Source organism: Klebsiella sp. K-Nf6 (assembly GCF_002806655.1).
GTDB classification, from domain to species: Bacteria; Pseudomonadota; Gammaproteobacteria; order Enterobacterales; family Enterobacteriaceae; genus Klebsiella; species Klebsiella variicola.
Genome location: NZ_PIBN01000003.1, coordinates 269,208 through 281,720 on the forward strand (window position 1 = coordinate 269,208; position 12,513 = coordinate 281,720).

The 12,513-nt window shown below is 58.2% G+C and carries 12 protein-coding genes; 8 read left to right on the forward strand and 4 right to left on the reverse strand.

The features are described 5' to 3' along the window. Nucleotides 1-48: 48 nt before the first annotated feature. Entirely contained in the window at nt 49-675 is a 627-nt protein-coding gene (locus CWM61_RS07665) for a lysoplasmalogenase (protein WP_004173987.1), read from the reverse strand. Nucleotides 676-825: 150 nt separating this feature from the next. Between CWM61_RS07665 and CWM61_RS07670 the strand changes: the two genes are divergently transcribed. Then, entirely contained in the window at nt 826-1,176 is a 351-nt protein-coding gene (locus CWM61_RS07670; RefSeq protein ID WP_165784227.1) for a DUF2500 domain-containing protein, read from the forward strand. Nucleotides 1,177-1,189: 13 nt separating this feature from the next. Here the strand turns inward: CWM61_RS07670 and CWM61_RS07675 are convergent, their stop codons facing one another. Continuing rightward, on the reverse strand, nt 1,190-1,465 hold the full coding sequence (locus CWM61_RS07675) for a DUF1145 family protein (RefSeq protein ID WP_002920822.1): 276 nt from the start codon (nt 1,463-1,465) through the stop codon (nt 1,190-1,192). Beyond that, the gene (gene rsmD, locus CWM61_RS07680) at nt 1,455-2,051 is read right to left on the reverse strand and encodes a 16S rRNA (guanine(966)-N(2))-methyltransferase (protein ID WP_002920820.1); all 597 of its coding nucleotides are present in this window, start codon (nt 2,049-2,051) and stop codon (nt 1,455-1,457) included. Before rsmD ends, CWM61_RS07675 begins: the two co-directional genes overlap by 11 nt. A 183-nt stretch (nt 2,052-2,234) precedes the next feature. On the opposite strand from rsmD, the gene ftsY reads away from it, so the two are divergent. The 4 genes from ftsY to rpoH all read left to right on the forward strand — a co-directional run bounded on the left by ftsY (nt 2,235) and on the right by rpoH (nt 6,601). Then, the gene (gene ftsY, locus CWM61_RS07685) at nt 2,235-3,758 is read left to right on the forward strand and encodes a signal recognition particle-docking protein FtsY (protein WP_100631022.1); all 1,524 of its coding nucleotides are present in this window, start codon (nt 2,235-2,237) and stop codon (nt 3,756-3,758) included. Between the two features lie 2 nt (nt 3,759-3,760). Beyond that, nucleotides 3,761-4,429 (forward strand): cell division ATP-binding protein FtsE, encoded by a 669-nt coding sequence (ftsE, locus tag CWM61_RS07690; protein ID WP_008806964.1) that lies wholly within the window; start codon nt 3,761-3,763, stop codon nt 4,427-4,429. Further along, complete coding sequence (gene ftsX / locus CWM61_RS07695; protein ID WP_008806965.1) at nt 4,422-5,477, forward strand: permease-like cell division protein FtsX; 1,056 nt, start codon at nt 4,422-4,424, stop codon at nt 5,475-5,477. Before ftsE ends, ftsX begins: the two co-directional genes overlap by 8 nt. Nucleotides 5,478-5,746: 269 nt before the next feature. Further along, the gene (gene rpoH, locus CWM61_RS07700; RefSeq protein ID WP_002920815.1) at nt 5,747-6,601 is read left to right on the forward strand and encodes an RNA polymerase sigma factor RpoH; all 855 of its coding nucleotides are present in this window, start codon (nt 5,747-5,749) and stop codon (nt 6,599-6,601) included. Between the two features lie 52 nt (nt 6,602-6,653). Here the strand turns inward: rpoH and CWM61_RS07705 are convergent, their stop codons facing one another. Then, nucleotides 6,654-8,177: a PLP-dependent aminotransferase family protein gene (locus tag CWM61_RS07705; protein WP_074387031.1), complete on the reverse strand. Its 1,524-nt coding sequence runs from the start codon at nt 8,175-8,177 to the stop codon at nt 6,654-6,656. Nucleotides 8,178-8,295: 118 nt separating this feature from the next. Here CWM61_RS07705 and CWM61_RS07710 point away from each other — a divergent pair, with 118 nt between their 5' ends. From CWM61_RS07710 to livJ, 3 genes are all read left to right on the forward strand, one after another. Further along, nucleotides 8,296-9,561 (forward strand): 4-aminobutyrate--2-oxoglutarate transaminase, encoded by a 1,266-nt coding sequence (locus CWM61_RS07710; protein ID WP_074387032.1) that lies wholly within the window; start codon nt 8,296-8,298, stop codon nt 9,559-9,561. A 147-nt stretch (nt 9,562-9,708) separates the two neighbouring features. Next, the gene (locus tag CWM61_RS07715; RefSeq protein WP_100631023.1) at nt 9,709-10,953 is read left to right on the forward strand and encodes an aromatic amino acid transport family protein; all 1,245 of its coding nucleotides are present in this window, start codon (nt 9,709-9,711) and stop codon (nt 10,951-10,953) included. Nucleotides 10,954-11,210: 257 nt separating this feature from the next. After that, nucleotides 11,211-12,314, forward strand: a complete 1,104-nt coding sequence (gene livJ, locus CWM61_RS07720) for a branched chain amino acid ABC transporter substrate-binding protein LivJ (protein WP_100631024.1) — start codon at nt 11,211-11,213, stop codon at nt 12,312-12,314. Nucleotides 12,315-12,513 lie beyond the last annotated feature (199 nt).

Consider the following 12,513-nt stretch of genomic DNA (forward strand, 5'->3'; position numbering starts at 1 on the left):
TTAGCCGTAGGATACACTCTGGAGTCGACTCCAGAGTCAAGGACTAAATTACAGGTACAATGCGCGCACGATCAGGAAGTGGCCGGCAAAGTAGAACGCGGCGGCAATGGCGTTATCGGCGCGGAAGCGGCGACGGTAGTGGCTCACCAGCCACACGGCATTGCTCAGCAGCAGCAGGGCCGCGCCGGCGAAACCAGACAGCGCGGTGTTGGTGGGGCGGGCAAACCACAGCTCACCGGCCAGCCAGACCATCACCAGCGTCATTCCGATAAAGGTCAGCACCGGCATTTTCATCTCTTCCAGCCGACTCCAGATCACCGCCATTAGCAGGGCGCCGAATACCAGCAGCACCAGCGGCAGCGGCCAGAAGAACGACAGCGTCAGCTGGCTGGCGAACCAGATGGTATACAGCAGATGTGACAGGAAGAAAGCGCCCACCGCGTACATCACCCGCTGGCGCGGCAGCAGGGTCAGGGCGTCGCCGAGCAGCGAGGCGCACAGGCCAGCCAGCACCAGATAGCTGATGGCATTGAACATCGGCGCCTGCCAGGCCAGTAACAGCAACAGAATCAGGGTGACTGGTTTAAATACCCAGCGTCGCCAGGCCGGCCCACGATAGGATGCATCGACATAAAGCCATGCGGAGAAACAGACAGCAATAAATGACCAAAGCATAGTAAGTCCCTGTATCTGTTATCATAAAGAAAGTTACGGATGCGTGATGCTACAACTCAGTGTAGTGGTTTGGCGTAGCAGATGACAATGTTATTCCCGACGCAGTATGCTGATTCCTGATATTTTTTATGGGTAACCTTAATGAGTAAAATGCCCCTCTTTTTTGTTTTGGTTGTCGCGGTGATTGTGGTGGCGGCTTCGTTTCGCTATGTACAGCAGCGCCGTGAGAAACAGGCGAATGACGCCGCGCCGTTGCTGCAAAAGCGGGTTATCGTCAGCAATAAACGGGAAAAAGTGATTAACGATCGGCGCTCGCGGCAGCAGACGGTGACGCCTGCAGGCAGTGAAATGCGCTATGAAGCGAGCTTTCGCCCCGAAAACGGTGGGCTGGAGGTGGTGTTTCGCCTTGAAGCGCCGCAATATCATGCGCTGAGCGTGGGCGATCGCGGGATGTTGAGTTATAAGGGCACAGCGTTCGTGGCGTTTACGCCCGATCACTGAGCCCTTTTCAGGACTACTTTTTCAGCGTCGCCTTCAGTTTTTTCTGCCAGGCGACGAGCTCAAACACGCCGAAGATAAAAATGCGGATTTGCTCAAAGCGGCTCAGCGGCGGCGCCTCTTTCGGCTGCGTCGCCTTCAGCAGCGTCAACTGCAGCCCGTGCATCAGGATCATGAAAATCAGCGCGACGTTGACGAAGATATTCAGCGGCTTCGGGAAGGGCTGAAACAGATTCAATAACAGAAAGGCCCAGACGCACAGCATCAGCAGGCGGCCTAAATTAATCAGCATGGTGCTCTCCTTGGGCCTCACGTTGGTAAAGACGGTAGGCGACCTGTCCGGCCACTTTTTCACGATACAGCTGCCAGTTAGCTGGCACCGGCGGTAAGCCATTTTCGACTTCGCTTTCGACATACACCAGGGCCTCATCGGCCAGCCAGCCTTGTGTCTCCAGCAGACGTAGCGTCTCCTCCAGCAGCCCCTGACGGAACGGCGGGTCGACGAACACGATCTGGTGCGGTGTCCCCGGCTGGCTCAGGAAGCTGAGGGTGTTGGTGGTGATCACCTTGCCGCGATCCGCTTTCAGGGTGGCGAGATTTTTTTGCAACTGCTGGGCTACGCCGCGCTCCATCTCCAGTAGTGTGGTGCTGGCCGCATAGCGGGACAGCGCCTCCAGCCCCAGCGCGCCGCTGCCGGCAAAGCAGTCGAGGCAGTGCGCGTCAACGATGGACGGCGCCAGCCAGTTAAAAAGGGTTTCGCGAACCCGGTCGGTGGTCGGCCGCAGGCCCGGGCTCTCCGGCACCGGTAATTTACGGCCGCGCCATTGCCCACCGATAATGCGGATCTGGCCGCTGCCCGCGTGGTTTGGTTTTTTCATCTCTCTGCTCAAGTCTCAACTTCCGGCCTGCTATTCTAGCGATCGACGGCGGTTGACGAAACCTTAATCCGGGGGCGGTGCTGCGAGTTAAGTTAAGTGATAGACTATCCGACTAATTTCATCATTTTTTCAGCTTCTGATGAAGCTGCGCCATGAATAAAACAGCGAGGAGTGTGGTCGCAAATGGCAAAAGAGAAAAAACGTGGCTTCTTTTCCTGGCTGGGCTTTGGACAGAAAGAACAGGCACAGGAAACCGAGACTGAACAAAAAGTAGAAGAACAACAAGCGGTTGCCGATGAGACGCCGGTAGCGGAAACCCCTGCTGAGCCGAGCGCGCCGAAAGCAGACCCGGAAGCGTTTGCCGAAGACGTCGTCGAAGTGACCGAGACGGTAGTCGAAAGCGAAAAAGCGCACCTCGCGGAGCCTGCCAGCGTGCAGGAAGAAGAGGGGGTGGAAACGCCTGCTCTGACCGAAGAAGCGCCTGTTGTTGAACCGGAGCCCGCGGTCAGCGAACCGCCTGAACAGCCTGCGGTGGTTGAGCCGCTGGCGGAAGAGGTTATCGCCGAACCGGTGGTGGCGGAAGCCGTAGCAGAGCAGCCTGTGGCAGACGTTATCGCCGAGCCGCAGGAGACGGATGTCCCTGAAGAGGACGCCCCGTTAAGCGATGAAGAGCTGGAAGCACTGGCGCTGGCGGCCGAGGCGGCAGAAGAGGCGGCGGTCGTGGTGCCGGAGCCCGAGGACGAGGCGCCGGTGGAAGCGCTGGCTCAGGAGCAGGAAAAGCCGACGAAAGAAGGCTTTTTCGCCCGCCTCAAGCGTAGCCTGCTGAAAACCAAAGAGAACCTCGGTTCCGGATTTATCAGTCTGTTCCGCGGCAAGAAGATCGACGATGATCTGTTTGAAGAGCTGGAAGAGCAACTGCTGATCGCCGACGTCGGGGTGGAAACCACCCGCAAGATCATTACCAACCTGACGGAAGGCGCCAGCCGTAAGCAACTGCGCGATGCGGAAGCGCTGTACGGCCTGCTGAAAGAAGAGATGGGCGAGATTCTCGCCAAAGTGGATGAGCCGCTGAACGTTGAAGGCAAAACGCCGTTTGTTATTCTGATGGTCGGCGTAAACGGGGTGGGGAAAACCACCACCATCGGCAAGCTGGCGCGTCAGTTTGAGCAGCAGGGTAAATCGGTGATGCTGGCGGCGGGGGATACCTTCCGCGCGGCGGCGGTGGAACAGTTGCAGGTCTGGGGTCAGCGTAACAATATCCCGGTGATCGCCCAGCATACCGGCGCGGACTCCGCCTCGGTGATTTTCGACGCCATTCAGGCGGCGAAGGCGCGCCATGTTGACGTACTGATTGCCGACACCGCCGGGCGTCTGCAGAATAAATCGCACCTGATGGAAGAGCTGAAGAAGATTGTCCGGGTGATGAAAAAACTGGACGTCGACGCGCCGCATGAGGTGATGTTAACTATTGACGCCAGCACCGGGCAGAATGCCATTAGCCAGGCCAAACTGTTCCATGAAGCGGTAGGATTGACCGGGATCACCCTGACCAAGCTGGACGGCACCGCCAAAGGCGGCGTGATCTTCTCGGTGGCCGATCAGTTCGGTATTCCGATTCGCTATATTGGCGTCGGCGAGCGTATTGAGGATCTGCGTCCGTTTAATGCGGGCGACTTTATTGAGGCACTTTTTGCCCGAGAGGATTAAGAATGATTCGCTTTGAACAAGTCAGCAAAGCCTATCTCGGTGGGAGACAAGCGCTGCAGGGGGTGACCTTCCACCTGCAGCCGGGCGAGATGGCGTTTCTGACCGGCCATTCCGGCGCAGGGAAGAGTACCCTGCTGAAGCTTATCTGTGGTATCGAACGGCCCAGCGCCGGGAAAATCTTCTTCAGCGGTCATGAAATCAGCCGTCTGAAGAGCCGTGAGGTGCCGTTCCTGCGCCGCCAGATCGGCATGATTTTCCAGGACCACCATTTGCTGATGGATCGTACCGTGTATGACAACGTGGCGATCCCGCTGATTATCGCCGGTGCCAGCGGCGATGACATTCGTCGTCGCGTCTCGGCGGCGCTGGACAAGGTCGGCCTGCTGGACAAAGCGAAGAACTTTCCGATTCAGCTCTCCGGCGGTGAGCAGCAGCGCGTGGGTATTGCCCGCGCGGTGGTCAACAAGCCGGCGGTGCTGCTGGCGGATGAACCGACCGGTAACCTCGACGAGGCGCTCTCGGAGGGGATTTTACGTCTGTTTGAAGAGTTTAACCGCGTTGGGGTGACGGTACTGATGGCGACGCACGATCTGGGACTTATCTCCAGTCGTCCGTACCGCGTGCTGTCGCTCAGCGACGGCCATCTGCATGGAGGCATTCGGGGTGAATAAGCGCGACGCAATGAACCAGATTCGCCAGTTCGGCAGTAAGTTCGATCGCCTGCGCAACGCGGCGGGCGGCAGTGGCGGCGGGCGCAATGCGCCAAAACGGCCGAAAGCGGCGCCTAACCCGGCCTCGCGTAAGAGTAACGTGTTCAACGAACAGGTGCGCTATGCCTGGCACGGCGCGTTGCAGGATCTCAAAAGCACGCCGCTGGCGACCTTCCTGACGGTGATGGTCATCGCCATTTCGTTGACCCTGCCAAGCGTCTGCTACATGGTCTACAAAAACGTCAGCAGCGCGGCGTCACAGTACTATCCATCGCCGCAGATCACCGTTTATCTGGAAAAAACGCTGGATGACGACGCCGCGGCGCGGGTGGTGGGCCAACTGCAGGCGGAGCAGGGCGTCGACAAGGTAAACTATTTGTCCCGTGACGAGGCGCTGGGTGAATTCCGTAACTGGTCAGGCTTTGGCGGCGCACTGGATATGCTGGAAGAGAACCCGCTGCCGGCGGTCGCCATCGTGGTACCGAAGCTGGATTTCCAGAGCACGGAAGCGCTGAATACCTTGCGCGAACGGGTATCGCGGATCCAGGGGGTGGATGAGGTGCGGATGGACGACAGCTGGTTTGCCCGTCTCTCCTCGCTTACCGGGCTGGTAGGCCGCGTGTCGGCGATGATCGGCGTGCTGATGGTGGCGGCGGTGTTCCTGGTGATCGGCAACAGCGTGCGTCTGAGCATCTTCGCCCGCCGCGATACCATTAACGTGCAGAAGCTAATCGGCGCCACCGACGGCTTTATCCTGCGTCCGTTCCTCTATGGTGGGGCGATGCTGGGCTTCTCCGGCGCGTTTTTATCGCTGATCCTGTCGGAGATTCTGGTGATGCGCCTCTCGTCGGCGGTGACCGAAGTGGCGAAAGTGTTCGGCACCCAGTTTGAGCTGAGCGGCCTGGGCTTCGACGAGTGCCTGTTGATGCTGATTGTCTGCTCGATGATCGGTTGGGTCGCCGCCTGGCTGGCGACAGTGCAACATTTACGTCACTTTACTCCCGATTAAAAAAAGCGTGATATAATCTTTCCCTGCTGCAATGAGTTCCTGTTCGCAGGGAAAGATACCGCAAGCTTGTTCTCCTTTTCCTGCCCTCACTTGTTCATCGTGGTGTCACATTTTGTGCGTAATTTATTCACACCGTTGCATGGAACTTGTGGATAAAATCACTGTCTGATACTAATGTGAGTGATATTCTCGTTGCTCATGAATGCTGGCATGCTTGTTGCCTGATGGGGACAAGAACGCGTCAGAAGATATCAATTGAGAGGATTTGAATGACCAAAGAAATGCAAACTTTAGCTTTAGCCCCCGTTGGTAACCTGGAATCGTACATCCGGGCCGCTAACACTTGGCCGATGCTGTCGGCTGATGAAGAGCGGGAGCTTGCTGAAAAGCTGCATTACCAGGGCGATCTGGAAGCAGCGAAAAAGCTGATTCTGTCTCACCTGCGCTTTGTTGTTCACATTGCTCGTAACTACTCGGGCTATGGCCTGCCGCAGGCGGATCTGATCCAGGAAGGCAATATCGGCCTGATGAAAGCCGTGCGTCGCTTCAACCCGGAAGTGGGTGTGCGCCTGGTCTCCTTCGCCGTGCACTGGATTAAAGCCGAAATTCACGAATACGTGCTGCGTAACTGGCGTATTGTGAAGGTCGCTACCACCAAAGCACAGCGTAAACTGTTCTTTAACCTGCGTAAAACCAAACAGCGTCTGGGTTGGTTCAACCAGGATGAAGTGGAAATGGTGGCCCGTGAGTTGGGCGTGTCGAGCAAAGACGTCCGCGAGATGGAATCCCGCATGGCGGCCCAGGACATGACCTTCGACATGTCGTCCGACGATGAGTCCGACAGCCAGCCGATGGCGCCGGTCCTGTATCTGCAGGACAAAACGTCTAACTTTGCCGACGGCATCGAAGACGACAACTGGGAAGAGCAGGCGGCGAATAAGCTGACTGACGCGATGCAGGGCCTGGACGAGCGTAGCCAGGACATCATCCGCGCCCGCTGGCTGGACGAAGACAACAAGTCCACGCTGCAGGAACTGGCCGACCGCTACGGCGTCTCCGCAGAGCGCGTGCGTCAGCTGGAAAAGAACGCCATGAAAAAACTGCGTGCCGCTATCGAAGCCTGATACGCCACGCCTGCCTGATACCTGATATCAGGCTCCCCGATAACGCCCCGCCTCAGGTTGGGGCGTTTTGTTTTTCTGCGTCCTCCCGGGGCAGGAGCATCTGCGGGCAGTGCGTCTGCAGGCAGCCGAGTAAGACGCTGAACGCCGGCGCCATCTGCTCTTCGGGCTGGCTGGCGAATCCCATCAGTAATCCTTTCTTCCGCGCCGTCGTCAGGTAGTAACGCGACAGCGGCCGCACCAGAATATGGCGCGCATTGGCCTCTCTGGCGATCGCCACATCGTCAGCCTCTGCGGGCAAATTGAGGATCAAATGCAGCCCGGCATTATCGCTGAAGTCAGACAGGGCGTACGGCATACAGTGCCGCTGGATAAGCTCAGTTAAAAAGGCGCGGCGACGGCTGTAGAGCAACCGCATACGGCGGATATGGGCCGAATAGTGGCCGGCGGTAATAAACTCCGCCAGCGCCATCTGGATCAGCGAATGGCCGCCGCGGTAAAGCTCGGCATGGGCGTGCTTCAGGTCGCTGACCAGCGGACGCGGGATCACCACGTAGCCCAGGCGCAGGCCGGGATAGAGCGTCTTGCTGAAGGTGCCGATATAGACCACCGGGGCATCGGGGACCAGCCCCTGCAGGGCGGGGATCGGCTGACCGGAAAAGCGAAATTCGCTGTCATAATCATCTTCGACGATCCAGCTGCCCTGCTGGCGAGCGAGCGCCAGCAGCCGCTGGCGGCGCTCAAGGCTCATCACCGCGCCCAGCGGATACTGGTGGGAAGGCGTGACGAAGATGAGTCTCGGCGCGTCGTCAACCGTTTCCGGCGGGCACAGGCCGTTGGCATCGACGGTCAGGGGTTCCACCCGAACGTCGTTCATTGCCAGCACGTGGCGGATCCCCCAATAGGAAGGCTCCTCCACCCATGCCAGATCGCCGTTGTCACACAGCATGCGGGTGACCAGATCGATAGCCTGGTGGATCCCCTCGGTAATAAGAATTTGATCTGCCTGACAGTGGACGCCGCGCGACACGCGCAGATAATCCACCAGCGCCTGCTGCAGTTCCGGGGTGCCACCGTTGCAGCTATAGCTGAGCCGCTCCGGTTTGGGCCGACGGCTGATACGGGCCTGGATCTTACTGAACAGCGGGTGGGGAAAGGCGTTAACGTCCGGCACGCCGGGTATAAACGCCCCCCACTGGCGCGGGCTGGCGCTGACCTGGCCGAGCAGGTGCTGGCCACGGCGTGAAAGATGTGCCGTCGGTGACGCGATACTGCTGTTTTCTTGCTGATCTTTAGCCGTCAATGAGCTCTCAGGTGCGGTTTGGGCAACGAATGTTCCACTTCCCCGACGGGAAACCACATATCCTTCCGCCAGCAATTGTTCATAAGTTGTTAATATGGTGTTTCTAGATACGCCGAGTTCACCCGCCAGATCGCGCGACGGCGGCAGGCGGCTTTGCGGCGCCAGCGAACCGTCGAGGATCGCGCGGCGCAGCGCGTTATATAAGCGTTTGTGCAGAAGAGGATCCCGCTCTTCCTGCAGACGGACCAGCACTAGGTCACCCACCAGCGAACGCAATTGGATCCCTCAGATATTCTAAATTGGTACTCGATTATAGGGCCAACTCCTGTGTAAATAAACGACATCGTTTCTAATTTGTTGCGATAACGTGACATACACGACAGGAGATTCGCAGGTGAAAAGCTCAGAACTGAATCAACGTCGCCAGCAGGCGACGCCGCGCGGCGTAGGCGTAATGTGTAACTACTTTGTCGAGAAGGCGGAAAACGCCACGCTGTGGGATATCGAAGGCAATGAGGTGATCGATTTCGCCGCCGGGATCGCCGTGTTAAATACCGGTCACCGCCATCCGAAAGTGGTCGCCGCAGTCGCCGATCAGCTGCAGGCGTTCACCCACACCGCCTATCAGATTGTGCCGTACGAAAGCTATGTTTCGCTGGCGGAGCGTATCAACGATCTGGCGCCAATTGACGGGCCAGCAAAAACGGCCTTCTTCACTACCGGCGCGGAAGCGGTCGAGAACGCGGTGAAAATTGCCCGCGCTTATACCGGCCGCCCGGGGCTGATTACTTTCGGCGGCGGCTTCCACGGCCGTACTTTTATGACCATGGCCCTCACCGGTAAGGTTGCTCCTTACAAAATCGGCTTCGGGCCGTTCCCGGGATCGGTCTATCACGGCGTTTATCCCAATGAGGCGCACGGCGTGACCACCGCGGATGCGCTGAAAAGCCTGGAGCGCATTTTCAAAGCGGATATTGCGCCGGACCAGGTAGCGGCCATCATCCTCGAGCCGATCCAGGGGGAAGGCGGCTTTAACGTCGCGCCGGCCGATTTTATGCAGGCGCTGCGCGACCTGTGCGATACCCACGGCATTCTGCTGATCGCTGATGAAGTGCAGACCGGTTTCGCCCGCACCGGCAAGCTGTTCGCTATGCAGCACTATGAGGTGAAACCGGATCTGATGACGATGGCGAAAAGCCTCGCCGGCGGCTTCCCGCTGTCGGGCGTTGTCGGTCGCGCTGAGGTGATGGATGCGCCAGCGCCTGGCGGGCTGGGCGGAACCTATGCCGGTAACCCGCTGGCGGTGGCCGCGGCACACGCGGTGCTGGATGTCATTGCCGAAGAGCAGCTGTGTCAGCGCGCTGATCAGTTGGGTAGCCATCTGCAGGAAGTGCTCAACCAGGCGCGCGCCACCTGCCCGGCGATCGTTGATGTCCGTGGCCGGGGGTCGATGGTGGCGGTGGAATTTAACGATCCGCAAACTGGCGAGCCGTCGCCGGAGTTCACCCGCCAGGTGCAGCAGAAAGCGCAGGAAAACGGCCTGCTGCTGTTGAGCTGTGGCGTCTACGGCAACGTGATCCGCTTCCTGTATCCGTTGACTATCCCCGACGCCCAGTTCTCGAAAGCGCTGGATATTCTGGCGCGCATCCTGAAGAGCTAACGTCTCCCCGGCGGGCTGCGGCGGCACGGAAGCCGAACAGAAACAGGACGCCGCAGCCGGCTGTTCATGCTCAGCGTGAGTGGTTTATCACCCTGATATCACCTTTTTTCCGGCGGTAAAAACTGTCGGAGTAAAACGGAAAGTATTATGTCTGAAAACTCCACCTTTTCTCCCGTCCTCACCGGCCGGGAACGTACGGCTGTCCCTACAAAATCTCTGAGCTTCGTCGAAGGCGTATCGATGATTGTCGGTACCAATATCGGCGCGGGTGTCCTCTCTATCGCCTATGCGTCGAGCAAAGCGGGCTTCTTACCGCTGCTGTTCTGGCTGGTGCTGGTGGGCAGCCTGACGACGGTGACCATGCTCTATGTCGCGGAATCCACGCTCCGCACCCGGAAACATCTGCAGCTCAGCGGTTTATCGAAGCGCTACGTCGGCGGCTTTGGCGCGCTGATGATGTTCCTCTCCGTTTGCGTCAACAGCGTCGGCGCATTGACGGCTTATATGACCGGCAGCGGCAAGCTGCTGCACTCGTTGTTTGGCATCTCGCCGGCGCTGGGCAGCGTGTTGTTTTTCGTCCCGGCGGCAGGGGTGCTCTACCTGGGCCTGAAGGCGATCGGCCGCGGCGAGAAATTTATCAGCATCGGCATGGTGGTGATGATCTCGGTGCTGGTGATTGCCACGCTGTTGAAAGAGACCACCCGCGTCGGCTATCTGCTCGATGGCAACTGGCTGTATATGGTTCCGGTCTTCAACGTTGTGGCATTCTGCTTCTCGGCACAGTATATCGTGCCGGAGATGGCGCGGGGCTTCGCCGACAAACCGGAAAAATTGCCCAGGGCCATTATGGTCGGTATGGCTTTGACCTTTGCCCTGCTGGCGCTGGTGCCGCTGTCGGTGATCTCGCTTAATGGCCTGGACAATATCTCGGATGTGGCCACCATCTCCTGGGGCCGCGCGCTTGGCGAATGGGCGTTCTTCTCAGCCAACCTGTTTGCGCTGTGCGCCATGCTGACCTCTTACTGGGGGCTGGGCGGTAGCTTCCTGACCAACATTTTCGATCAGTTCCGCCTGGGGAATGATGAGCAACCCGTCCGGCGCTTGATGGTGCTGCTGGTGGTGGCGATCCCGCCGTTCGTGCTGGCCTATAGCGGCATGGTTTCTTTCGTCAACGCGCTCTATTTTGCCGGGGTGTTCAGCGGCGTCATTTTATCGATTATGCCGATCCTGATGCTGAAGGGCGCCCGCCAGCGTGGCGACCTGACCCCTGGCTGGACCTGTCCGACCTGGATGACCCATCCGCTTATCCAATGCTTCATTGTGTTGTTGTATCTTTGCAGCGCCGTCTATGCGATAGCGTCCGCGGTAGGCTACCTGCCCGCTGGCTGGTAATCAGGCCCTGTTTTGCACCGCGTCCGGTTCATGCTGGCGCGGTTTTTTTATTTGTCACTTATCTGTTACATAGCCCGCAATTTAGTCGTTTCAAATTCCTCAGAATGACGGTATGTTTAGCATAGTGTGCTGCAAAAGCGCGAGCAGCCCCCGGTGGATTAGCTATCATATGCTTTTCCTATCGATATAAACAAAATAATGCGCTAACAAACAACATCACAACAAATGCAAAAACCATAATAATGGGGAGCCTCAGGATGAATATAAAGGGTAAAGCGTTACTGGCAGGATGTATTGCCTTAGTTATGAGCAGCGCGGCGCTGGCGGAAGATATCAAAATCGCGGTCGTCGGGGCGATGTCCGGCCCGGTGGCTCAGTACGGCGACCAGGAATTTACCGGCGCCGAGCAGGCGGTAGCAGATATCAACGCCAAGGGCGGCATCAAGGGCAATAAGCTGCAGATCGTCAAATATGATGACGCTTGCGACCCGAAACAGGCGGTAGCGGTCGCCAACAAAGTGGTCAACGACGGCATCAAATACGTCATCGGCCACCTGTGCTCCTCTTCCACTCAACCGGCGTCTGACATCTATGAAGACGAAGGCATTCTGATGATCACGCCGGCAGCGACCGCCCCGGAGCTGACCGCGCGCGGCTATAAGCTGATCCTGCGCACCACCGGTCTGGACTCCGACCAGGGACCCACCGCAGCGAAATACATTCTCGACAAAGTGAAGCCGCAGCGTATCGCTGTGGTACATGACAAACAGCAGTACGGTGAAGGTTTGGCCCGTGCGGTGCAGGATGGCCTGAAAAAAGGCGGGGCGAACGTGGTCTTCTTCGACGGCATCACCGCCGGTGAGAAAGATTTCTCCACCCTGGTGGCGCGCCTGAAGAAAGAGAATATCGATTTCGTTTACTACGGCGGTTATCACCCGGAAATGGGCCAGATCCTGCGTCAGGCCCGTGCCGCCGGTTTGAAAACCCAGTTTATGGGCCCGGAAGGGGTAGCGAACGTCTCCCTGTCTAACATCGCCGGCGAGTCGGCGGAAGGTCTGCTGGTGACCAAGCCGAAGAACTACGACCAGGTGCCGGCGAACAAACCGATCGTGGATGCGATCAAGGCGAAGAAACAGGATCCGAGCGGCGCCTTCGTCTGGACCACCTACGCGGCGCTGCAGTCGCTGCAGGCGGGCCTGAACCAGTCTGACGATCCGGCGGAAATCGCTAAATACCTGAAAGGCGCGACCGTGGACACTGTGATGGGCCCGCTGTCGTGGGATCAGAAAGGCGACCTGAAAGGGTTTGAATTCGGTATCTTTACCTGGCATGCGAATGGTACGGCGACCGACGCCAAATAATTTAACCGGCGCCTTTCACGCTGCAAATACGTTGTCTGCGGCCCTCAACCCCGGTCACTTACTGATGTAAGCTCCCGGGGATTTCGGGTCTTGACGCCTTTTTGCAACGCGAAATGCTGGGTTAAATGGGTGGGGCGCCTTTCACGCTGCAAATGCGTTGTCTGCGGCCCTCAACCCCGGTCACTGACTGATGTAAGCT